The organism is Pseudomonas sp. TS_SC_3, assembly GCF_056156225.1.
On the sequence record NZ_CM149586.1, the window covers coordinates 874,955 to 896,338 of the forward strand.

The following is a 21,384-nucleotide window of genomic DNA, read 5'->3' on the forward strand; positions in this document are numbered from 1 at the left end:
TGCCTACTGATGAGCCTGTCCGCACGCCTTACTGCTGCCTGGTACGCCGGTCATCCGGCGCTGGGCCTGCTGCGTCCGCTGGAGTGGCTGTATCGCGTGGTGGTGCTGCGCAAGCGCGCGCGATTCCTGGCGGGTGAGGGCGAGATCTACCGTGCTCCCGTGCCGGTAGTGGTGGTCGGCAATATCACCGTCGGCGGCACCGGCAAAACCCCGATGATTCTCTGGCTGATTGAACGTTGCCGCCGCCAAGGGCTGCGCGTCGGTGTGGTAAGCCGTGGCTATGGCGCCCAGCCGCCGCAGCTGCCCTGGCGCGTGCAGGCCGATCAGGCTGCCAGCGTTGCCGGTGATGAACCGCTGCTGATTGTGCAACGCAGCGGCGTGCCGCTGATGATTGATCCTGATCGTGGGTGCGCAGTGGCGGCCTTGCTGGCGGCTGAGCCGCTGGATCTGATCCTCAGTGACGACGGCTTGCAGCACTACCGTCTGGCCCGAGATCTCGAACTGGTGCTGATCGATGCCGCGCGCGGCTTGGGCAATCGCCATTGCCTGCCTGCCGGCCCGCTGCGTGAGCCGGTTGAGCGTCTGCAGAGCGTGGATGCGCTGCTGTATAACGGCGCGTCCAGCGATCCGCAGGATGGCTACGGCTTTACCCTGCGGCCGCGCACCTTGGTCAACCTGCGCAGTGGCGAGCAGCATCCGCTTAGTCATTTCCCGGCCGGTCAGGCCTTGCATGCGGTCGCCGGTATTGGCAACCCGCAGCGTTTCTTCAACACCCTCGAAGGGCTACACTGGCGGCCTGTAGCGCATGCCTTTGCCGACCACGCGCCGTACAGCGCCGAGCTGCTGAATTTCAGCCCGGCGCTGCCGGTGCTGATGACGGAAAAGGATGCGGTCAAGTGCCGTGCCTTTGCGGCTGACGATTGGTGGTACCTGGCGGTGGATGCCGAGCCTTCGGCCGCGTTTGTCGCCTGGTTTGATCAGCAATTGCAGCGTCTTGTGCCGCGCGCCTGACTGTTCTGATCATTCGGCGGTTTCGTCCGCCCCAGCAGCTGCTTCCTATCAAGGATCTCCCATGGACCCGAAACTACTCGACATTCTCGCCTGCCCACTGTGCAAGGGCCCGCTGAAGCTCGCAGCTGACAAGAGTGAGCTGATCTGCAAGGCCGACGCACTGGCTTTCCCGGTTCGCGATGGTATTCCGGTGATGCTGGAAACCGAAGCCCGCACCCTCAACGTCGACGAGCGTCTGGACAAATAAATGAGCACTGCCTTTACCGTTGTGATTCCGGCACGTTTCGCTTCCAGCCGTCTGCCGGGCAAGCCGCTGCAGGATATTGCTGGCAAGCCGATGATTCAGCATGTCTGGGAACAGGCGTGCAAAAGCAGTGCTCAGCAAGTGGTAGTGGCGACCGACGATGCGCGCATCGTTGAGGTCTGCCGCAGCTTTGGTGCACAGGTGGTGCTGACTGACGCTTCTCACAACTCGGGCACTGACCGTCTGGCTGAGGTTGCTACGGCTCTGGGGCTGGCGGCTGGCGCCATTGTGGTCAACGTGCAGGGCGACGAGCCGCTGATTCCGCCATCGATCATTAATCAGGTGGCGGCCAACCTGGCGGCCAATCCGCAGGCGGCCATCGCCACCCTGGCCGAGCCGATTGAGGATGTGCAGGCGCTATTCAACCCCAATGTGGTCAAGGTGGTCAGTGACAAGACTGGCCTGGCCCTGACCTTCAGCCGCGCGCCGCTGCCCTGGGCGCGGGATGCCTTCGCCAAGAGCCGTGACGAGCTGCCCGCCGGCGTGCCGTACCGTCGCCACATCGGTATCTACGCCTACCGTGCGCAGTTTCTGCATGACTTCGTCGCCTGGGGCCCATGCTGGCTGGAAGACACCGAGTGCCTGGAGCAGCTGCGCGCGCTCTGGCATGGCGTGCGTATCCATGTCGCCGATGCCCTGGAAGCGCCACCTGCGGGCGTCGACACGCCGGAAGACCTGGAGCGGGTTCGTCGCCTGCTGGGGGCCTGATGCGCGTTCTGTTCGTATGTCTGGGCAATATCTGCCGCTCGCCCACGGCCGAAGGTGTGTTGCGCCATAAGCTGCGTGAAGCAGGGCTGGAAGGGCGCGTAGAGGTCGATTCAGCCGGCACTGGCGACTGGCATGTGGGCAAGGCGGCAGATATCCGCACGCGTCAGGCGGCGCAGCAGCGTGGCTATGATCTGTCTGCGCTGCGCGGTCGGCAGGTCAAGGCGGCGGATTTTCATGCCTTTGACCTGATTCTGGCGATGGATAACAGCAACCTGCACGACCTGCAGCAGCTGCGTCCAGGCAATGATGCTGCCGAGTTGGACCTGTTTCTGCGTCGTTATCAGTTGGAGCTGGATGAAGTGCCGGACCCCTATTACGGTGGTGAGGCCGGGTTTGCCCAGGTGCTGGATTTGATCGAACAGGCCTGTGATGCCCTGGTTATCGAACTCAAGGGGCGCTTATGAACTTGCAGGTGCGCACCCAGGTCTCGCTGAAACCCTATAACAGTTTTGCCGTCGAGGCCCGGGCCAGCCATTTTGCCGAGGCTGAGAACGATCAGCAGGTGCGCGAAGCCCTGAGCTATGCGCAAACGCAGCAGTTACCGCTGTTATTGCTCGGTGGCGGCAGCAATCTGCTGCTCACCACCGACGTTGAGGCGCTGGTGCTGCGTATGGCTAGTCGCGGTATTCGCCTGCTCAGCGATGACGGCGAGCGTGTGGTGGTCGAGGCTGAGGCAGGGGAGTGCTGGCATCCGTTTGTGCAGTGGACGCTTGCCCAGGGCTTTGCCGGCCTGGAAAACCTCAGCTTGATCCCTGGCACCGTGGGTGCGGCGCCGGTGCAGAATATTGGCGCGTATGGCGTCGAGCTTAAAGACCTGTTTGCCGGGTTGACGGCGCTCGACCGGTTGACCGGCGAGCTGCGTGAGTTTTCTCTGCAGGACTGCGCCTTTGCCTACCGCGATAGCCTGTTCAAACGCGAAAGCGGGCGCTGGGTCATCCTGCGGGTGCGCGTCGCCTTGAGTCGTGCGGTTGCACTGCATCTGGATTACGGCCCGGTACGTCAGCGTCTGGCGGAGCAGGGCATCACTGCGCCGACGGCGCGGGATGTCAGCCAGGCGATTTGCGCCATTCGCAGTGAAAAGCTGCCTGACCCGGCTCAATTGGGTAATGCTGGCAGCTTCTTCAAAAACCCGTTGGTCTCGGCCGAGCTGGGACAGCGCTTGCGCGCCGAACATGCCGATCTAGTGGCCTATGCCCAGGCGGATGGGCAGGTCAAACTGGCCGCAGGCTGGTTGATTGAGCGGGCGGGCTGGAAGGGTTTTCGTGAAGGTGATGCGGGCGTGCACCGTCTGCAGGCGCTGGTGCTGGTGAATTACGGCACAGCCAGCGGTGCGCAGTTGTTAGCGCTGGCGCGGCGTATCCAAGCGGATGTCGCGCAGCGTTTTGCGGTGGAATTGGAGATCGAGCCGAACGTGCTGTAAGACGTTTTACGACCAGCTGCCTAGCGGATGGATCGCGCTGTAATAAACGCTACAACGCAAAAGGGGATGCCAAAGCATCCCCTTTTTTATTGCCTAACGGATCAAATCTGCGGTTTGGTCGCTTCTTTGTCCTGTTGTTCAGCCTCTACTTCAGTAAACAGCGAGCTCTGCGGCGCCTGGCTTACTTCTGTTTCAGCTTTTGGCTCGACTGCTGCGGTGCTTGCAGGTGCTTCGGTTGTAGTTTCCACGACGGCTTCGACAACTACTTCCGCCACTTGCATTTCGGCTACCGGAGCAGCCGCTGGCGCTTCGGCTACTTCGCGGGCCAAACGCTCAGCTTCACGCTGCAGGCGACGCTTTTCGCGTGGGTCGTTAGGTGCGCGACCGGTGCTGCTGACAGCGACTGCAGGTGCAGGTGCAGCTTCTGCTACCACAGCTTGAGCCACTACAACGTCTACAACTGACTCGGCAGCTTTCACCACAACAGGTGCTTCAACAACCTCTGCAACCGGGGCTGGCGTTTCTACAGCAGCGGGTGCTGGTGCAGCTTCGTTGACCTCGGCGGTTTGTGTCGGTGCTTCGCTGACTTCGATAGCCGGGCTGCTTACTGCTTCTACCGCAACGGTTTCAGCCGCGATTTCAGCTGTGGTTTCAACAACAGGTTGCGGCGCTTCAACTACAGCGGCTTCGCGAGGCTGCTCCTGCTCGACAACTGCCGGTGCGGCGTCAGCTGCTGCTTGGACGGCTTCATCTGCGCCAGTGATAACGGCAGTGGTGACGGCTGATGTAACGACTGCGTTGTCGGCAGCACTTGGTGCTTCTGCGCCCTCTTCGCTGCCTTCAATCGGATTGCCGTTGGCGTCGTTCTGGCGCTCGCGACGATTGCTGCGACGACGCTGACCACGGGAGCGGCGACGTGGGCGATCGCCACCTTCGCTGCCTTCCTGCTCATCGTCCTGCAGCGCTTCTTCAGTGTTCAGTACGTCTTCATCGGCAGCGACTGCGGCTTGTTCGGCACGTGGCTGGCGCTCTTCACGCGGTGCGCGCGGCTGGCGCGGTTCGCGTTGTGGGCGTTCAGCGCGGGCTTCTTCACTAACGGTTGCGCTGTCACCTGGTGCGGCATCCAGTGGCTCACGCAGTTCGCGCGGCTGGCGCTCTTCACGTGGTTTGCGGTCGCGTGGCTGACGCTCTTCGCGCGGTGGGCGCGATTGGCGAACTTCCTGCGGCTCACGAACTTCTACGACGTCACGTGGGCTGCGTTCTTCACGCGGTGTGCGTTCCTCGCGTGGGGCACGCTCTTCGCGCGGTACGCGCTCCTCACGTGGCGCGCGTTCTTCACGGGCTGCGCGGGGCTGGCGCTCTTCACGCGGTGCACGTTCTTCGCGCGGCTTGCGCTCTTCGGTGCTGCGACCGCCACGGCTGCGGTTCTGCTGGCGACCGTTACGACGCTCATCGCTGCGTTGCGGGCGTTCGCTGGTTTTCTTCTCAACGACGGTAGGCTTTTCTTCTTCCTTGCTGGCGAACAGGCTGACCAACGACTTGACCAGCCCCTTGAACAGGCTTGGCTCGGCGGCCGCTACAGGCTGTGCTACGGCCACTGTTTCAGCAGGTGTTGGTGCTGTGCGCTGTGGCGCAGCTTTAATTGCGGCTTCCTGGCGAACCAAGGTGCGCGTGGCGGCAGCCTGTTTCTCTTCTTCCACTTCAATGGTCGCCATTTCATAGCTGGATTGAATGGATTGGGCTTCCGGGCTGTCGTCACGGATGCGCGTAACTTCGAAGTGCGGTGTTTCCAGGTGGTCATTAGGAATGATCACGATGCGCGCACGGGTACGCAGTTCGGTCTTGGTGATCGAGTTGCGTTTTTCGTTGAGCAGGAAGGCGGCAACTGGAATTGGCACCTGGGCGCGAACTTCAGCTGTGCGGTCTTTCAGTGCCTCTTCTTCAATCAGGCGCAGAATGGCCAGCGACAGCGATTCGACGTCGCGGATGATGCCTTGACCGTTGCAGCGTGGGCAGACGATACCGCTGCTTTCACCCAGGGATGGACGCAGGCGCTGACGCGACATTTCCAGCAGGCCGAAGCGCGAGATGCGACCCACTTGTACGCGGGCGCGATCGGCTTCCAGGCTTTCACGGACTTTTTCTTCCACGGCGCGTTGGTTCTTCGCCGGGGTCATGTCGATAAAGTCGATCACGATCAGGCCGCCGATGTCTCGCAAGCGCAACTGGCGGGCGATCTCTTCAGCCGCTTCCAGGTTGGTCTGCAGCGCAGTTTCTTCGATGTCGCTGCCTTTGGTCGCACGGGCCGAGTTGATGTCGATGGACACCAGGGCTTCGGTCGGGTCGATGACGATGGAGCCACCGGACGGCAGTTTCACTTCGCGCTGGAAGGCGGTTTCGATCTGGCTTTCGATCTGGAAGCGGTTGAACAGCGGCACGCTGTCTTCATATAACTTGATCTTGCTGGCGTACTGCGGCATCACCTGATTGATAAAGCTCAGGGCTTCTTGCTGGGCTTCGATGCTGTCGATCAGCACTTCACCGATGTCTTGGCGCAGGTAATCGCGGATGGCACGGATTATTACGTTGCTTTCCTGATAAATCAGGAACGGCGCAGCGCGGTCCAGCGAAGCTTCTTTGATCGCGGTCCAGAGTTGCAGCAGGTAATCGAGGTCCCACTGCATTTCTTCGCTGGAGCGGCCCAGGCCGGCAGTGCGCACGATCAGGCCCATGTCGCTAGGGGTGATCAAGCCATTGAGGGCTTCACGCAGTTCATTGCGCTCTTCGCCTTCGATACGGCGCGAGATGCCACCGGCGCGCGGGTTGTTCGGCATCAGTACCAGGTAACGACCAGCGAGGCTGATAAAGGTGGTGAGGGCTGCACCCTTGTTGCCACGCTCTTCTTTCTCGACCTGAACGATGACTTCCTGGCCTTCCTTGAGCACGTCTTTGATATTGACGCGGCCTTCTGGGGCCTTGCTGAAGTATTCGCGGGAGATTTCTTTGAGCGGGAGAAAGCCGTGGCGCTCAGAGCCGAAGTCGACGAACGCGGCTTCAAGGCTAGGTTCTACGCGGGTGATTTTACCCTTATAGATGTTGGATTTTTTCTGCTCGCGGGCGCCGGACTCAATGTCCAGGTCGTAGAGTTTCTGCCCATCTACCAGGGCAACACGCAACTCTTCGGGTTGAGTGGCGTTAATCAGCATTCTTTTCATGTAGTACCGTCGGTTTCCGGTGCTGGCGGAAGCGGCGTTCGGCACACACGACTTCAGGGGTCGGTGTCAGGTGCGTCAGGAACGGTCGTAAAGCGTTCCAGTGTCTAGCGGCGATCAGCCAATTGTGCTGGGCCGCGACGGACGTCTCCTGCTCGCTGTGATAACAGAAAGCACTAAGTCAGGAGGAGGAATCAGCTGTTGGTAGCGGACGAGATAAAGCGTCTTGGTAAAGCGAGCTGCTACGCGGACCAACAGTTGTACATCTCCACCCTACACGTATCGCTGAAACTCGGGTGCCGCTCGCGAAAATCCGCAGCGGGTTAACTATTACCGCAACTGTCCAGGGGGCAGGCTGCGCATCATGGCTTATTAGGCTTTGTTTCCGAGTTATTCACAGCCTTGCAGGCGTTTCTTTCACTGAATAACCCGTTGGACGGCCTCACGTCCCAAATGGGTTGCGTTGGTAGGGGATGGCAGTTTTGGCGATCATCCGCAAACCAGACCGCTTTTGGCGGCGTTCCCGACTATAGCAGCAATGATTAAGTGCTTCAATTCCATAAAAAATTGTTATGATTGCGCGATGACAAATCCTTCCCCTCCAACCTCCGGCGTTCAGCTGCTCGAGGTTGCGCCGGAACTTGCCGGCCAACGCATTGATAACTTCCTGCGCACCCAGCTCAAAGGTGTGCCCAAGACTTTAATTTACCGGATTTTGCGTAAAGGCGAAGTGCGCGTGAATAAAGGTCGGATCAAGCCCGAGTACAAGCTGCAGGCTGGCGACATTATTCGTGTGCCGCCACTGCGTTTGGCTGAGCGCGATGAGCCCGAGCCGCTGGCTCAGGGGCTTTTGCAGCGCCTTGAGGCGGCAATTGTCTATGAAGACAAGGCGCTGATCGTGTTGAACAAGCCGGCTGGCATCGCTGTGCATGGCGGTAGCGGTCTGAACTATGGGGTTATTGAAGCTTTCCGTCAGTTGCGTCCGGATGCCAAGGATCTGGAGTTGGTGCACCGCCTGGATCGTGATACTTCGGGTCTATTGATGATTGCCAAGAAGCGCAGCATGTTGCGTCACCTGCACGAAGCCTTGCGTGGCGATGGTGTGGATAAGCGTTATATGGCGTTGGTGCGTGGTAACTGGGCGACGGCCAAGAAACAGGTTAATGCGCCGCTGCTTAAGAGCAATCTGCGTTCTGGTGAGCGCATGGTCGAGGTCAATCCTGAAGGTAAGGAAGCACTGACCATCTTTCGTGTGCTGCGCCGCTTTGGTGAGTTCGCCACGCTGGTCGAGGCCAAGCCGGTTACCGGGCGTACCCACCAGATTCGTGTGCATGCGCAGCATGCCGGGCACTGCATTGCCGGTGACAGCAAGTACGGTGATGACGATTTCACCAAGGAAATTCGCGATCTAGGCGGCAAGCGCCTGTTTCTGCATGCCTATGAGTTGGTTGTGCCGCTGCCTGAAGGTGGTCAACTTAAGCTTGAAGCGCCGGTCGATGAGATGTGGGCGCGGACTATGGTGCGTCTCGGTGCGTGATTCTCAGATGCGTGGCTGTCGGGAGCACGGCTATCAGCTGCTGATCTTCGATTGGGACGGCACGCTGGTTGACTCCATTGGTCGGATCGTCGCGGCGATGCATCTGGCTGCCGATGCCTGTGAGTTACCGCGCTGCACGGATGAGCAGGTGCGCGGCATTATCGGCTTGGATTTGCCTGAGGCCATCCGTTGTCTTTATCCGGATATGCATGATGCACTTCGTGCGCAGCGTCTGCGACAAAGCTACAGCGAAAACTACCTGGCGCTTGAGTCCGAGCCTTCGGCGCTGTTCCATGGTGTGGCTGAGGGGTTGGAAGCGTTTCGTGCAGAGGGTTATCGTCTGGCGGTCGCGACCGGCAAAGGACGGCATGGTTTGCAGCGCGTGTTGGCGGACCGGGGCTGGCTGGATTATTTCGACTACAGCCGCTGCGCCGACGAAACGGCGAGCAAGCCGGATCCGCTGATGCTGCACGAGATCCTTGCGCAAAGTGGCGTCACCGCTGATCAGGCGCTGATGGTTGGTGATTCATCCTTCGATCTGTTGATGGCGCAGCGCGCTGGCGTGGATTGTGTGGCGGTCGGCTATGGCGCGCAGCCTTTGCAGGTATTGCGTGAGTGTCAGCCAACGCTGGCAATAGAATGTTTTACCGAGTTGCGCGCCTGGCTAGGTCGGCGTGCGTCTAATCAGTCAGTTGAGGTGGTTTTGCATGGCAGATGAATGGAAGGCGTCGGCAGCGGCTGATGGCGACGGTAAAAGCTGGCAGCTGCTGGAGAAGACCCTGCTGGCCGGTGTACAGGAGCAGCGTCGCGCGCGGCGCTGGGGGATTTTCTTCAAGCTGCTGACCTTCATTTATATCTTCGGCGCATTGGCGCTGTTCTCGCCCATGCTGGCGATGAAAAAAGGCGCGACCACCGGCAGTCATACTGCGGTGATCGAAGTGCGCGGGATGATTGCCGATCAGGAATCGGCCAGTGCCGACAATATCGTCAGCAGCCTCCGTGCGGCGTTCGAGGATGCCAACACCAAGGGTGTGATCCTGCGCATCAATAGCCCGGGCGGCAGTCCGGTGCAGTCGGGCTACATCTATGACGAAATTCGCCGCCTGCGCGCCGAATATCCGGCGATCAAGCTGTATGCGGTGATCACTGATTTGGGTGCGTCGGGTGCCTATTACATTGCCAGTGCGGCTGATGAAATTTATGCCGATAAAGCCAGCCTGGTTGGCTCTATCGGCGTGACGGCGGCAAGCTTTGGCTTTGTTGGGGTGATGGAAAAGTTAGGAGTCGATCGCCGCGTGTATACCTCCGGCGAGCATAAAGCGTTTCTTGACCCGTTCCAGCCGCAAAAAGCCGAAGAAACCAAGTTCTGGCAGGGCGTGCTGGAAACCACTCATCGCCAGTTTATTACCAGCGTTAAGCAGGGGCGTGGTGAGCGCTTGAAGGATGCCGAGCACCCTGAGTTGTTCTCCGGTTTGGTCTGGTCGGGCGAGCAAGCGTTAAAGTTAGGGTTGGTTGATGCCTTGGGCAATACCAGCTATGTAGCGCGGGAAGTGATTGGCGAGAAGGAAGTTGTTGACTTCACCGTGCAGGAGTCGCCTTTTGATCGTTTTGCGAAAACCCTGGGCACCAGCATGGCTGAGCGTATTGCCCTGTGGATGGGTTTTCAGGGGCCGGCGTTGCGCTGAGGTCTAGATTTGTTGCAAATGAGCCCGGTCATTGATCGGGCTTTTTGCTTTTAAGGAATATCGATGCCGCTGGCCTGCAGCATGTCTACCAGGCGAATCAGGGGGAGCCCTATCAGGCTGGTGCTGTCGCTGCCTTCAGTGCTGCGAAACAGGCTGATGCCCAAACCCTCTGCCTTGAAGCTGCCGGCGCAGTCGAAGGGTTGTTCGGTGGCTATGTAGCGCATGATCTGCGCTTCGCTAAGTGGGCGAAAATGTACGGTGAAGGGTACGCAGTCGGTTTGTAGCTGGCCGGTGGCGCTGTTGAGTAGGGTCAGGCCGGTCAGGAAGGTCACGCTGTTGCCGCTGGCGGCTACTAGCTGCTCGCGAGCACGTTCCGCTGTGTGTGGTTTGCCGATGATCTGTGAGCCGAGCACCGCTACTTGGTCCGAGCCAATGATTAGGTGTTGCGGGTGGGTTGCGCTCAGTGCTTGGGCTTTTTCCAGTGACAGTCGGCGAACCAGGGCTTCTGCGTCTTCATTGTTGTGTCTTGATTCATCAATGTCCGGGGCGCTCCAGCTGAAGGGCAGGTGCAGGCGGGTTAGCAGTTCGCGTCGATAAGGTGAGCTTGAGGCGAGCACCAGAGGCAGCACGGTAGTTTCCTTCTATATTAGGGTCTGCGGAGGGTGGTCGATTCTAGTCGTCGCCTCAAATGCTGGACAGGCCGAATTTCTTTTGACAGCGGCGGGTTGCATCCCTAAAATGCGCCGCCTATGTCAAATGACCCGATTCCACCTCACGTTGATCCGCGCAAGTTAGCAGATCGCAGCGCTACCCTTGAGGGTAAGCTGCAGCTCGCTGATTTGCAGCGTCTATGCGGCCCGCTTGCCGATAACCAAGGCATGGTGCGTACGAAGTTTTCTTTCGAGCGCGACGAGCGCAATGCTGTAGTTTTTCACAGCGAGCTCGAGGTTGAAGTCAAAATGGTTTGCCAGCGTTGCCTGGAACTAGTCACTTTGCCGATCTACAGCGAGTGTGATTACGCCGTAGTGAAAGTGGGTGGGAATACCCAGTCAGTGCCGCAAGGCTATGACGTGATTGAGTTAGATGAAGATCCATTGGATCTGCTGGCGTTGGTTGAGGAGGAGCTTTTGCTTGCCTTGCCCATTGTCCCTGCTCATGACCCTAAAGATTGCCAGCAGCCGGCCGGCCTCGAAGAGCCCGAGTCGAGCGAGGACGAGGTAACGCGGTCCAACCCGTTCAGTGTATTGGCGCAGTTAAAGCGTGACCCAAACGTTTAGGAGTTAATTAGTTATGGCTGTTCAGCAGAACAAAAAATCCCGTTCCGCCCGTGACATGCGCCGTTCGCACGACGCTCTCACTGAAAGCACTCTGTCGGTTGAGAAAACCACGGGTGAAATCCACCTGCGTCACCACGTATCGCCAGAAGGCGTCTACCGTGGTCGTAAAGTGGTCGACAAGGGCGCTGACGAGTAAATCTTGTCCGTCTCGATCATCGCGATTGATGCAATGGGTGGGGACTTCGGTCCCCACTGCATTGTTCCAGCCTGCATCTCCTGCCTGGCTGAATACCCTTCGTTGCACCTGGTCCTCGTCGGCCAATCCTCTCTACTTGAATCTCTGATCGCCCGCTATGCCGGTGTTGATCGTGCACGCCTACGCGTTGAGCATGCTGGTGAGATTATCGCCATGGACGAGCGTCCGGCCCAAGCGCTGCGTGGCAAGCCGGATTCGTCGATGCGTATCAGCCTTGAGTTACTGCGCAGTGGTGCGGCGCAGGCTTGCGTCAGTGCTGGTAATACCGGGGCGCTGATGGCGTTGTCGCGCTATGTGCTGAAAACCCTGCCTGGCATTGATCGCCCAGCCATGGTTACCGCCATTCCAACGCAGGCGGGTTTCTGCCATCTGCTCGACCTAGGTGCCAATGTCGATTGCAGTGCCGAGCACCTTTACCAATTTGCCGTGATGGGTTCGGTTACCGCTGAGGCGCTGGGTACAGTGCGTCCACGCGTGGCGCTGCTGAATGTCGGCACTGAAGACATTAAGGGTAATCAGCAGGTCAAATTGGCAGCCAGCCTGTTGCAGCACGCGCAAGGTCTGAACTACATCGGCTTTATCGAAGGTGATGGGTTGTATCGCGGTGAGGCTGATGTGGTGGTGTGCGACGGTTTTGTCGGCAATATTCTGCTCAAGTCCAGTGAGGGGCTTGCGGCGATGATTGCCGGGCGGATTGAGTTGCTGTTCAGCTCTAGCCTGGCGGCGCGCTTGGTGGGTTTTTTGGCGTTACCGCTGTTGCGGCGTTTGCAGGGTGAGTTGGCCCCGGCGCAGCACAATGGTGCCAGTTTTGTAGGGTTGCAGGCTATTGTGGTGAAAAGCCATGGTGCGGCCGGTTCTGATGGCTTTAAAAGCGCGATTCGCCGAGCTTTGCAGGAGATTGAAGAAAATCTTCCACAGCGTTTGCATGGTCGCCTGGGTGAGCACCTGCTTTAGAATGTGACTACAGCCGTCAGCCTGTCATCCAACTGTCAGTTTCTTGCGCTTGGCTAGACTAGGCGCGCATTACCGACGACCACGATCATTAGGAACAGGTTTCCATGTCTGCATCTCTCGCATTCGTCTTTCCAGGTCAGGGTTCCCAGTCGTTGAGCATGCTCGCCGAGCATGGTGCGCAGCGACCGCTGATCCTCGAAACCTTCGCCGAGGCTTCCGAAGCCCTTGGCTATGACCTCTGGGCGCTGACCCAGCAAGGTCCTGAAGAGCAACTCAATCAAACCGACAAGACTCAGCCAGCGATTCTCACCGCCTCAGTAGCGTTATGGCGTGCCTGGCTTGCCGAAAGCGCCGCGCGTCCGGCGTTTGTCGCCGGGCACAGCCTGGGTGAATACTCGGCGCTGGTTGCGGCCGGTAGCCTGTCCTTGGCCGCAGCGGTCAAACTGGTGGAGCATCGCGGCCAACTGATGCAGCAGGCTGTTCCAGCCGGGCAGGGCGGCATGGCGGCGATCCTAGGTTTGGAAGATGCCGATGTATTGGCGGCCTGCGCCGAGGCGGCGCAGGGGGAAGTGGTTAGTGCGGTGAATTTCAATGCGCCGGGCCAGGTGGTGATCGCAGGCGGCGCTGCTGCAGTTGTGCGCGCCATTGAGGCGTGCAAGGCGCGTGGCGCCAAGCGCGCGATGCCGTTGCCAGTTAGCGTGCCGTCGCATTGTGCACTGATGCGGCCCGCGGCTGAGCGTTTTGCCGAAGCTGTGTCGGCAATTGACTGGCAAACTCCGCAGATTGCTTTGGTGCAGAACGTCAGCGCTGCGGCAGTGACGGATCTGGAAGGGCTTAAGCGTGATTTGCTGGCTCAGCTCTACAGTCCGGTGCGCTGGGTTGAGTCAATCGTCTGTCTCTCTGCGCAAGGCGTGACGGATCTGGTTGAGTGTGGGCCGGGCAGGGTGTTGTCTGGTTTGAATAAGCGCTGCGTCAAAGGCATCAATACACATAACCTGGACACCCCGGACGCTTTCGCTGCTGCGAACGCGGCCCTAGTCTGATTAAGGAGAAACGTTATGAGCCTGCAAGGTAAAGTTGCATTGGTGACCGGCGCGAGCCGCGGTATTGGCCAGGCGATCGCCCTGGAGTTGGGGCGCCAGGGGGCGGTGGTTGTCGGTACTGCCACTACCGCTTCGGGGGCCGAACGCATTGCTGAAACCCTCAAAGCCAATGGCATTGAGGGCGCTGGTTTGGTGCTGGATGTCAGTGACAGCGAATCAGTCGCCAGCACCCTTGAACATATTCAGCAACATCTTGGCCAGCCCTTGATTCTGGTCAATAACGCCGGTATCACCCGCGATAACCTGATGTTGCGGATGAAAGATGACGAGTGGTTCGATGTCATCAACACCAACCTGAGCAGCTTGTACCGCCTGACTAAAGCCGTACTGCGCGGTATGACCAAAGCGCGCTATGGCCGCATCATCAATATAGGCTCAGTGGTGGGTGCCATGGGCAACGCCGGGCAGGTCAACTATGCCGCTGCCAAGGCTGGCCTTGAAGGTTTTGGCCGTGCGCTGGCGCGTGAAGTGGGCTCGCGGGCGATTACCGTGAACGCCGTTGCGCCCGGTTTTATCGACACCGATATGACCCGAGAATTACCGGAAGCGCAGCGTGATGCGCTGCTGGCACAGATTCCGTTGGGCCGTTTGGGGCAGGCCGAAGAGATCGCAAAAGTGGTCGCTTTCCTCGCTTCTGATGGCGCAGCCTACGTTACAGGCGCTACTATCCCTGTTAACGGTGGAATGTACATGAGCTGAATGTGACGGATGGCTTCAGAAAACTGTCATAGGTGCTGTCTAAAATCCGTTATAAAGCTGCAACAGGTTTATAGGCAGATCGTTGAAGTGTTTGTGGGGCATCCCAGCATTCAGCTTGAAATGCTAAAAACCCTTTCTATACACTTGGCCGCAGATTTAGTGGCCTAGACATGTCCCATTAGGAGTGAGAACAAGGTATGAGCACCATCGAAGAACGCGTCAAGAAAATCGTTGCCGAGCAGCTGGGCGTTAAAGAAGAAGAAGTAACCAACAGCGCTTCTTTCGTTGAAGACCTGGGTGCCGACTCTCTTGACACCGTTGAGCTGGTGATGGCTCTCGAAGAAGAATTCGAGACTGAGATCCCGGACGAGCAAGCCGAGAAGATCACCACTGTTCAGGAAGCGATCGACTACGTTACCGCTCACGCGTAAGACGTAATCGTCGGATCCCGACTCGGAAAAGCCGCACGCCCTTGATCAGGCGTGCGGCTTTTCTTTAAGCGCTTTCCAGGCGTTGATAACTAGAAAAGGAGATTGCTGTGTCGCGTAGACGCGTCGTGGTTACCGGTATGGGCATGTTGTCGCCGCTGGGTAACGATGTGCCGAGTAGCTGGCAGGGCATTTTGGCCGGGCGCAGTGGCATTGGTCTGCTTGAGCATATGGATCTTTCCGCTTTTTCCACGCGTTTTGGTGGGGCGGTAAAGAACTTTAATGTCGAGGAGTACTTGTCCGCCAAAGAGGCGCGCAAGATCGACTTGTTTATCCAGTACGGTCTCGCGGCCAGCTTTCAGGCTGTGCGTAGTTCCGGCCTGGAAGTTACCGACGCCAATCGTGAGCGTATTGGTGTGTCTATGGGTTCTGGTATCGGTGGCCTGACCAATATCGAGAACAACTGCAAATCGTTGCTCGAGCAGGGGCCGCGGCGCATTTCGCCGTTCTTTGTGCCCGGTTCGATCATCAATATGATTTCCGGCTTCCTGTCGATCCATCTGGGGTTGCAGGGGCCTAACTATGCCATCGCCACGGCCTGTACCACCGGTACGCATTGCATCGGCATGGCGGCGCGTAACATTGCCTATGGCGAAGCTGATGTGATGGTCGCTGGCGGTGCTGAAATGGCGGCGTGCGGCCTGGGGATGGGCGGCTTTGGTGCTGCCCGTGCGCTGTCGACCCGTAATGACGAGCCAACTAAGGCCAGCCGACCATGGGACAAAGACCGTGATGGGTTTGTGTTGTCCGATGGCGCTGGTGCACTGGTATTGGAAGAGTTGGAGCACGCCAAGGCGCGTGGTGCGACCATCCATGCTGAGTTGATTGGTTTTGGCATGAGCGGCGACGCTTACCACATGACCTCGCCGCCGGACGATGGCGCAGGTGCAGCACGCTGCATGACTAATGCCCTGCGTGATGCCGGCCTGAATCCTGAGCAAGTGCAGTACATCAACGCTCATGGCACCTCGACATCAGCCGGTGATAAAGCTGAAGTGGCGGCGGTCAAGTCGGTATTTGGCGAGCACGCGTACAAGCTCGCCGTTAGCTCAACCAAATCCATGACGGGTCACCTGCTCGGTGCGGCCGGTGCAGTGGAAGCAATTTTCAGCATTTTGGCGCTGCGTGATCAGGTGGCTCCGCCGACCATCAACCTGGATAGCCCAGGCGAAGGCTGTGATCTGGACTTCGTCGCACATCAGGCCAAAGCCATGGCACTGGACGTAGTGCTGTCCAACTCCTTTGGTTTTGGTGGTACCAACGGCTCGCTGGTGTTCCGCCGGTTCGCCGGTTGATGCTGAGCTGGATCGATGGTCAGCCGGCCGAGTGGCTGTCCGTCAAGGATCGTGGCTTGGCTTACAGCGATGGGTTGTTTGAAACCATCGCTGTGAGCGGCGGGCGCCCGTCGCTGCTTGAGCGGCACCTGACGCGCCTAGCCGAAGGCTGTGCGCGGCTGAAGATACCCGTTGAACTGCCGGCAGTGCGCTCGCAGTTGCTGGCTTTCAGTCAGCAGCTCGGTGAGGGCGTGGCCAAGCTCATCCTCAGTCGGGGTGATGGACAGCGTGGTTATGCGCTGCCCCAGCCCACACAACCGCGCCTGATACTTCAGGCCGGCGCCAAGCCGGTTTATCCAGCGACTTATGCAGAGCAGGGTGTGCGTCTCTTTCCTTGCGCCACACGGTTGGCTGAGCAGCCTTTACTGGCGGGCCTGAAACACCTTAATCGCCTTGAGCAGGTGCTCGCACGCAGTGAGTGGCATGACGCCGAACATGCCGAAGGTTTAATGCTGGACACCAGCGGCCGGGTGATCGAGGGCGTATACAGCAACCTGTTACTGGTCAGCGCGGGTGTGCTGATAACGGCCGACCTGTCGCGCTGCGGGGTTGCCGGTGTGATGCGTGCCGAGCTACTGGCTCAGGCAGCCGCGCTGGGCATTGACTGTCAGGTGCGTGATCTCACGTATGCCGAGTTGCTGGCGGCAGATGAAGTGCTGCTGTGTAACAGCCTGTACGGTGTCTGGCCGGTACGCGCTTTGCTTACACATGGCTGGTCGGTCGGCCCGCTCACCCGTAAACTGCAGGCCATTTCCCGCGATTTATTGGACTGCTGATTCGTGATACGCAAACTTTTGCTGCTGCTCGAAGCCGGCGTGTTGCTGGCCGGTTTGCTGATTGCTTTTGCCGCCTGGCAGGTGCACACGGCGCTGCATCAACCTTTACAACTCACCGAAGACTACTTGGTTGATGTGCCCACCGGTGCGACCCCTGGTGGTGTAATCAATCGCCTTGAGGCTGATGGCATTCTCGATCAGGCGTTTTGGTTACGTCTGTATTGGCGCTTCAATCTGCGTGATCAACCTCTGCACAGCGGTGAGTACCGTTTGACGCCGGGTTCCAAGGTGATCGATATGCTCGGCCTTTGGCAGCGCGGCGAAGTGCTGCAGTACAGCCTGACGCTGGTTGAAGGCTGGAGTTTTCGTCAGGTGCGCGCAGCATTGGCGCGTGAAACGCGCCTCAATCTGACCTTGAGCGAGCTAAGCGATGCCGAGCTGATGAAGCGGCTTGGTCTGCCAGGCCTTAACCCGGAGGGGCGGTTCTTCCCGGACACCTACAGCTTTGTTCGCGGGATGACGGATGTGGAGCTGCTCAAGCAGGCGCATGTGCGACTGGAGCAGGTGCTGGCCGAGGAATGGGCGCAGCGAGCCGAGGATCTACCCTATAAAGAGCCTTATGACGCCCTGATCATGGCGTCGATGATTGAGAAGGAAACCGGCGTGCCGCATGAACGTGGCGAAATCGCCGGCGTATTTGTCCGGCGTCTGCGTATCGGCATGCGCCTGCAGACCGATCCAACGGTGATCTACGGTATGGGTGAGCGCTACAGCGGCCGTATTACTCGCAATGATCTGCGCGAGCCGACGCCCTACAACACGTACACCATTGACGGGATGCCACCGACGCCGATTGCCCTGGTAGGGCGTGAGGCGATTCATGCCGCGCTGAACCCAGTTGCCGGCAGCAGTCTGTATTTTGTCGCCCGTGGCGATGGTAGCCATGTGTTTTCCGATACCCTCGAGCAGCACAATCACGCCGTGCGCGAGTATCAGCTCAAACGCCGTGCGGATTATCGTTCGAGCCCAGCTCCCATAGCGCCCAATAATCACTAAGGACAATCTGTGAGCGGTTTGTTTATCACCCTAGAAGGGCCCGAGGGGGCAGGTAAAAGCACCAATCGTGATTACCTGGCTGAGCGTTTGCGTGAGCAGGGTATTGATGTGCTGCTGACCCGTGAGCCCGGTGGTACACCGTTGGCTGAGCGGGTGCGTGAACTGTTGCTGGCGCCCAGTGATGAGCCGATGGCGGCTGATACTGAGCTGCTGTTGGTGTTTGCCGCACGCGCCCAGCACCTCGCGCAAGTTATTCGTCCAGCCTTGGCGCGTGGCGCGGTGGTGATTTGTGATCGATTTACCGATGCTACTTACGCCTATCAGGGCGGTGGCCGTGGCCTCTGCGAGGAACGTATCGCCTTGCTGGAGGAGTTTGTTCAGGGCGCGCTACGTCCTGACCTGACCCTGGTGTTCGATCTGCCGATTGAAGTGGGTTTGGCCCGTGCTGCGGCGCGTGGTCGGTTGGATCGCTTCGAGCAGGAAGGTAGGCAGTTTTTTGATGCTGTGCGCCATACCTACCTGCGCCGCGCTGCTGAGCAGCCGCAGCGCTACCGCATCCTTGATGCTGCGCAATCGTTGAGTCAGGTTCAGTGCGCGCTGGATGAATTGCTGCCGCAACTGCTGGAGCTGCAGCGTGGCTGAGGCTTACCCCTGGCAGGATTCACTTTGGCAGCAACTGGCGGGGCGCGCGCAGCATGCCCATGCTTATCTGCTGCACGGCCCGGCGGGCATCGGCAAGCGCGCGCTGGCTGAGCGCCTGATGGCGCGGTTGTTGTGTCAGCAGCCGGCTGGCTTGGATGCCTGTGGGCAGTGCAAGTCCTGCCATTTGCTGGCGGCTGGCACCCACCCGGATAACTACATTCTGGAACCGGAAGAGGCCGACAAGGCGATCAAGGTTGATCAGGTGCGGGAGCTGGTCAGCTTTGTGGTGCAGACCGCGCAGCTGGCCGGGCGCAAAGTGGTACTGGTCGAGCCGACCGAGTCGATGAATACCAACGCCGCCAACGCCTTGCTGAAAAGCCTGGAAGAACCGTCCGGCAATACCGTGCTGCTCTTGATCAGTCATCAACCCAGCCGTTTGTTGCCGACGGTGAAAAGCCGCTGCGTGCAGCAGGCCTGTCCGTTGCCAAGCGAGGCGATGAGCTTGGCATGGCTGGCGCGAGCGTTGCCAAGCTGCAGCGCTGAAGAACATAACGAGTTGCTATTTCTTGCTGCCGGCTCGCCGCTGGCGGCGGTGAAGATGCATGAGCAGGGCGTCATTGCTCAGCGTGCGCAGGTGGTCGAGGGGGTGAAGAAGCTGCTCAAACAGCAGATTGCGCCCAGCCAGCTGGCCGAAAGCTGGAATGCGGTATCCCTGCAATTGCTGTTCGACTGGTTCTGTCAGTGGTCACAACTGGTGCTGCGCTACCAGCTGACCCTTGACGAAGGCGGGCTTGGGCAGGCGGATATGCGCAAAGTGGTGCAGTACCTAGCGGATAAAACCCCGCAAGCGAAAGTGCTGAACATGCAGGATTGGTTGCTGGCGCAGCGTCAGAAAGTGCTCGGCAAGGCTAACCTTAACCGTGTCTTGCTTCTCGAAGCCTTGCTGGTGCAGTGGGCAAGCTTGCCCGGGCCGGGCTAGAATCGGCTATTGAGTGAATAAAATCAGGAATGCCGCATGAGTCTGCCTCCTAACTTGGGCCCGCGTAACGGAATTTTGTCGCTGACAATCAAAGACAAATCCGTGCTCTATGCCGCTTACATGCCCTTTATCAAGAACGGCGGCCTGTTTATTCCAACCAACAAGAGCTACAAGCTCGGTGATGAAGTATTCATGCTGCTCAACCTCATGGATGAACCGGAGAAGATTCCGGTCGCCGGCAAGGTGGTCTGGATCACTCCCAAAGGTGCCCAGGGCAACCGCGCTGCCGGTGTGGGTGTGCAGTTCAACGATGGCGACAACACTGCGCGCAACAAGATCGAAACCTACTTGGCCGGCGCGCTGACCTCGGATCGCCCGACGCACACCATGTAAGCAGTTTCCTCCGTACTGCGGTGCGCACGTTGCGGCACCGACTCTCAAATAATTGGTTCCCATGCTGGTTGATTCCCACTGTCACCTTGATCGCCTTGATCTGGCCGCCCATGGCGGTTCACTGGATGCGGCGCTGGATGCTGCGCGGGCGCGCGGCGTTGGTCATTTTCTGTGTATCGGCGTCAGTGCCGACAATGCCGCTGCGGTCAAAGGCCTGGCGGAGCGCTATGCCGATGTCGATTGCTCGGTCGGCGTGCACCCGCTGGATCTTGAGCCGGGTGCGGCGCCGGCGCTGGATTGGTTGCTCGGTGAGCTGAACCACCCGCAGGTGGTGGCTATCGGCGAAACCGGCCTGGATTATCACTACGAGCCGGAGTCTGCTGCGCTGCAACAAACATCCTTCCATCTGCATTTGGAGGCGGCGCGTATTACCGGCAAACCGGTGATCGTGCATACCCGCGAGGCGCGTGCCGACACCCTGGCGCTGCTGCGCGAGGCTGCATTGCCGCAGGCCGGCGTGCTGCATTGCTTTACCGAAGATTGGGAAATGGCCAAGGCCGCGTTGGATATCGGCTTTTATATTTCGCTGTCCGGCATCGTCACCTTCCGCAATGCTGACGCGCTGCGTGAGGTGGCGCGCCAGGTGCCGGCTGATCGCTTGCTGGTGGAAACCGATTCGCCTTACCTGGCGCCGATTCCCCATCGCGGTAAACCCAACCTGCCTGAGTATGTGCGCGAGGTGGCTGAGTACCTCGCGGTGCTGCGTGGCGTCAGCGCTGAGCAATTGGCCGAGCAGACTACAGCCAACTTCAAGCGCTTGTTCCCTCTGGCGCGCGTGAGCTGAGCTTCGTCGTGTCGAGCGCCAACTATGCGCTGAGCAATCTTGACGCCGCTTAGCGGCGCCCTGGCAGGTGACTAGCTGGAATGGCGGCCATAAAAAAACCCGGGCTCTGGGGGATGAGACCGGGTCAAGACCATTAGGAGTAAATCAAGGCACGCGGTCCACGGTACCTTGCCTGGTGGGGCGCTTGGGGGATACGCCGCACACCAGTAAGTACGAGTATTGGCGAAGATTGCTGATCGTCCAGGCTAATTACCCTCATTCTTAAACGTATTTGGAATACAGATCGCGCTGCTGAGTCCTCAACCAGCAGCCAGCTACTGCCGCGCTACCGGCGCGTGCCTAATAACCACGAGTTCGCTATTGCGGTTTGGCGACCGGCTGACGTCTGATTGTGACGCACCTTAATGTGGCTTTGTTGTTCTGTCCGGCATGCAGGCAGGTCTGGATACCGCTAACTATTTGAATAAAGCGGCAGGACCCAGGCCTGGCGTTAGAGTGGCGACGTCCATGCAAGCAGCGTTCACTGCTCGGCTGCCATTGCCTATGTGGCTGCCTGACGGCTATGAAGGTGCGCTACGGTCAGCGGCTGGCGGTTTGATGATCCTTTCTGCGCTATCTGGAAGTGGCGCGAACGCGACATGAACTG

The 21,384-nt window shown here is 59.1% G+C and carries 23 protein-coding genes; 21 read left to right on the plus strand and 2 right to left on the minus strand.

What is annotated here, in order from left to right; all coding sequences use genetic code 11:
• Positions 1–9 precede the first annotated feature (9 nt).
• The 5 genes from lpxK to murB all read left to right on the plus strand — a co-directional run bounded on the left by lpxK (position 10) and on the right by murB (position 3,503).
• Complete coding sequence (gene lpxK / locus AC0J6G_RS04245; protein ID WP_475251600.1) at positions 10–1,011, plus strand: tetraacyldisaccharide 4'-kinase; 1,002 nt, start codon at positions 10–12, stop codon at positions 1,009–1,011.
• A gap of 61 nt (positions 1,012–1,072) precedes the next feature.
• Positions 1,073–1,258, plus strand: a complete 186-nt coding sequence (locus AC0J6G_RS04250) for a Trm112 family protein (RefSeq protein ID WP_090387286.1) — start codon at positions 1,073–1,075, stop codon at positions 1,256–1,258.
• Complete coding sequence (kdsB, locus tag AC0J6G_RS04255) at positions 1,259–2,023, plus strand: 3-deoxy-manno-octulosonate cytidylyltransferase (RefSeq protein ID WP_475251602.1); 765 nt, start codon at positions 1,259–1,261, stop codon at positions 2,021–2,023. It begins immediately after the preceding gene.
• Positions 2,023–2,487, plus strand: coding sequence for a low molecular weight protein-tyrosine-phosphatase (locus AC0J6G_RS04260; protein WP_305589423.1), 465 nt, complete (start codon positions 2,023–2,025; stop codon positions 2,485–2,487). The genes kdsB and AC0J6G_RS04260 overlap by 1 nt, the downstream gene beginning before the upstream one ends.
• Positions 2,484–3,503, plus strand: a complete 1,020-nt coding sequence (gene murB, locus AC0J6G_RS04265; RefSeq protein ID WP_475251605.1) for a UDP-N-acetylmuramate dehydrogenase — start codon at positions 2,484–2,486, stop codon at positions 3,501–3,503. Before AC0J6G_RS04260 ends, murB begins: the two co-directional genes overlap by 4 nt.
• A gap of 101 nt (positions 3,504–3,604) precedes the next feature.
• Here murB and rne read toward each other — a convergent pair whose 3' ends face one another.
• Positions 3,605–6,718: a ribonuclease E gene (gene rne, locus AC0J6G_RS04270; protein WP_475251607.1), complete on the minus strand. Its 3,114-nt coding sequence runs from the start codon at positions 6,716–6,718 to the stop codon at positions 3,605–3,607.
• A gap of 580 nt (positions 6,719–7,298) precedes the next feature.
• Between rne and rluC the strand changes: the two genes are divergently transcribed.
• The 3 genes from rluC to sppA are packed head-to-tail and all read left to right on the plus strand — an operon-like array spanning position 7,299 to position 9,937.
• Positions 7,299–8,252, plus strand: coding sequence for a 23S rRNA pseudouridine(955/2504/2580) synthase RluC (gene rluC, locus AC0J6G_RS04275; RefSeq protein WP_475251609.1), 954 nt, complete (start codon positions 7,299–7,301; stop codon positions 8,250–8,252).
• A gap of 7 nt (positions 8,253–8,259) precedes the next feature.
• Positions 8,260–8,970: an HAD-IA family hydrolase gene (locus AC0J6G_RS04280; RefSeq protein WP_475253587.1), complete on the plus strand. Its 711-nt coding sequence runs from the start codon at positions 8,260–8,262 to the stop codon at positions 8,968–8,970.
• The gene (gene sppA / locus AC0J6G_RS04285) at positions 8,960–9,937 is read left to right on the plus strand and encodes a signal peptide peptidase SppA (RefSeq protein WP_475251611.1); all 978 of its coding nucleotides are present in this window, start codon (positions 8,960–8,962) and stop codon (positions 9,935–9,937) included. The genes AC0J6G_RS04280 and sppA overlap by 11 nt, the downstream gene beginning before the upstream one ends.
• A 50-nt stretch (positions 9,938–9,987) precedes the next feature.
• Here the strand turns inward: sppA and AC0J6G_RS04290 are convergent, their stop codons facing one another.
• On the minus strand, positions 9,988–10,566 hold the full coding sequence (locus AC0J6G_RS04290) for a Maf family protein (RefSeq protein WP_475251613.1): 579 nt from the start codon (positions 10,564–10,566) through the stop codon (positions 9,988–9,990).
• Between the two features lie 120 nt (positions 10,567–10,686).
• Here AC0J6G_RS04290 and AC0J6G_RS04295 point away from each other — a divergent pair, with 120 nt between their 5' ends.
• The 13 genes from AC0J6G_RS04295 to AC0J6G_RS04355 all read left to right on the plus strand — a co-directional run bounded on the left by AC0J6G_RS04295 (position 10,687) and on the right by AC0J6G_RS04355 (position 20,738).
• A complete protein-coding gene (locus AC0J6G_RS04295) occupies positions 10,687–11,214 on the plus strand; it encodes a YceD family protein (RefSeq protein WP_298188197.1) in 528 nt (175 codons plus the stop codon).
• Between the two features lie 13 nt (positions 11,215–11,227).
• A complete protein-coding gene (rpmF, locus tag AC0J6G_RS04300; protein WP_475251616.1) occupies positions 11,228–11,410 on the plus strand; it encodes a 50S ribosomal protein L32 in 183 nt (60 codons plus the stop codon).
• A 3-nt stretch (positions 11,411–11,413) separates the two neighbouring features.
• On the plus strand, positions 11,414–12,424 hold the full coding sequence (plsX, locus tag AC0J6G_RS04305; protein WP_475251618.1) for a phosphate acyltransferase PlsX: 1,011 nt from the start codon (positions 11,414–11,416) through the stop codon (positions 12,422–12,424).
• Positions 12,425–12,528: 104 nt separating this feature from the next.
• Positions 12,529–13,467, plus strand: coding sequence for an ACP S-malonyltransferase (gene fabD / locus AC0J6G_RS04310; RefSeq protein WP_475251620.1), 939 nt, complete (start codon positions 12,529–12,531; stop codon positions 13,465–13,467).
• A 15-nt stretch (positions 13,468–13,482) separates the two neighbouring features.
• Positions 13,483–14,226, plus strand: coding sequence for a 3-oxoacyl-ACP reductase FabG (gene fabG / locus AC0J6G_RS04315; RefSeq protein ID WP_475251622.1), 744 nt, complete (start codon positions 13,483–13,485; stop codon positions 14,224–14,226).
• Between the two features lie 197 nt (positions 14,227–14,423).
• Positions 14,424–14,657: an acyl carrier protein gene (gene acpP / locus AC0J6G_RS04320; RefSeq protein ID WP_058066290.1), complete on the plus strand. Its 234-nt coding sequence runs from the start codon at positions 14,424–14,426 to the stop codon at positions 14,655–14,657.
• Between the two features lie 107 nt (positions 14,658–14,764).
• Positions 14,765–16,009, plus strand: coding sequence for a beta-ketoacyl-ACP synthase II (gene fabF, locus AC0J6G_RS04325; RefSeq protein WP_475251625.1), 1,245 nt, complete (start codon positions 14,765–14,767; stop codon positions 16,007–16,009).
• Complete coding sequence (pabC, locus tag AC0J6G_RS04330; protein ID WP_475251627.1) at positions 16,009–16,824, plus strand: aminodeoxychorismate lyase; 816 nt, start codon at positions 16,009–16,011, stop codon at positions 16,822–16,824. The genes fabF and pabC overlap by 1 nt, the downstream gene beginning before the upstream one ends.
• Positions 16,825–16,827: 3 nt before the next feature.
• The gene (gene mltG / locus AC0J6G_RS04335) at positions 16,828–17,880 is read left to right on the plus strand and encodes an endolytic transglycosylase MltG (RefSeq protein WP_475251629.1); all 1,053 of its coding nucleotides are present in this window, start codon (positions 16,828–16,830) and stop codon (positions 17,878–17,880) included.
• A 9-nt stretch (positions 17,881–17,889) separates the two neighbouring features.
• Positions 17,890–18,522 carry a dTMP kinase gene (gene tmk / locus AC0J6G_RS04340; RefSeq protein ID WP_475251631.1) on the plus strand — a complete coding sequence of 211 codons (633 nt, stop codon included), beginning with the start codon at positions 17,890–17,892 and terminating at the stop codon, positions 18,520–18,522.
• Complete coding sequence (locus AC0J6G_RS04345; RefSeq protein WP_475251633.1) at positions 18,515–19,501, plus strand: DNA polymerase III subunit delta'; 987 nt, start codon at positions 18,515–18,517, stop codon at positions 19,499–19,501. The genes tmk and AC0J6G_RS04345 overlap by 8 nt, the downstream gene beginning before the upstream one ends.
• 36 nt (positions 19,502–19,537) lie before the next feature.
• Complete coding sequence (locus AC0J6G_RS04350) at positions 19,538–19,894, plus strand: PilZ domain-containing protein (protein WP_090238100.1); 357 nt, start codon at positions 19,538–19,540, stop codon at positions 19,892–19,894.
• Between the two features lie 61 nt (positions 19,895–19,955).
• On the plus strand, positions 19,956–20,738 hold the full coding sequence (locus AC0J6G_RS04355; RefSeq protein WP_475251636.1) for a TatD family hydrolase: 783 nt from the start codon (positions 19,956–19,958) through the stop codon (positions 20,736–20,738).
• Positions 20,739–21,384: the final 646 nt, after the last annotated feature.

Coding starts and splice junctions, on each gene's coding strand:
- lpxK (WP_475251600.1), top strand. CDS start 10: ATGAGCCTGTCCGCACGCCTTACTGCTGCCTGGTACGCCGGTCATCCG.
- AC0J6G_RS04250 (WP_090387286.1), top strand. CDS start 1,073: ATGGACCCGAAACTACTCGACATTCTCGCCTGCCCACTGTGCAAGGGC.
- kdsB (WP_475251602.1), top strand. CDS start 1,259: ATGAGCACTGCCTTTACCGTTGTGATTCCGGCACGTTTCGCTTCCAGC.
- AC0J6G_RS04260 (WP_305589423.1), top strand. CDS start 2,023: ATGCGCGTTCTGTTCGTATGTCTGGGCAATATCTGCCGCTCGCCCACG.
- murB (WP_475251605.1), top strand. CDS start 2,484: ATGAACTTGCAGGTGCGCACCCAGGTCTCGCTGAAACCCTATAACAGT.
- rne (WP_475251607.1), bottom strand. CDS start 6,718: ATGAAAAGAATGCTGATTAACGCCACTCAACCCGAAGAGTTGCGTGTT.
- rluC (WP_475251609.1), top strand. CDS start 7,299: ATGACAAATCCTTCCCCTCCAACCTCCGGCGTTCAGCTGCTCGAGGTT.
- AC0J6G_RS04280 (WP_475253587.1), top strand. CDS start 8,260: ATGCGTGGCTGTCGGGAGCACGGCTATCAGCTGCTGATCTTCGATTGG.
- sppA (WP_475251611.1), top strand. CDS start 8,960: ATGGCAGATGAATGGAAGGCGTCGGCAGCGGCTGATGGCGACGGTAAA.
- AC0J6G_RS04295 (WP_298188197.1), top strand. CDS start 10,687: ATGTCAAATGACCCGATTCCACCTCACGTTGATCCGCGCAAGTTAGCA.
- rpmF (WP_475251616.1), top strand. CDS start 11,228: ATGGCTGTTCAGCAGAACAAAAAATCCCGTTCCGCCCGTGACATGCGC.
- fabD (WP_475251620.1), top strand. CDS start 12,529: ATGTCTGCATCTCTCGCATTCGTCTTTCCAGGTCAGGGTTCCCAGTCG.
- fabG (WP_475251622.1), top strand. CDS start 13,483: ATGAGCCTGCAAGGTAAAGTTGCATTGGTGACCGGCGCGAGCCGCGGT.
- acpP (WP_058066290.1), top strand. CDS start 14,424: ATGAGCACCATCGAAGAACGCGTCAAGAAAATCGTTGCCGAGCAGCTG.
- pabC (WP_475251627.1), top strand. CDS start 16,009: ATGCTGAGCTGGATCGATGGTCAGCCGGCCGAGTGGCTGTCCGTCAAG.
- AC0J6G_RS04350 (WP_090238100.1), top strand. CDS start 19,538: ATGAGTCTGCCTCCTAACTTGGGCCCGCGTAACGGAATTTTGTCGCTG.
- AC0J6G_RS04355 (WP_475251636.1), top strand. CDS start 19,956: ATGCTGGTTGATTCCCACTGTCACCTTGATCGCCTTGATCTGGCCGCC.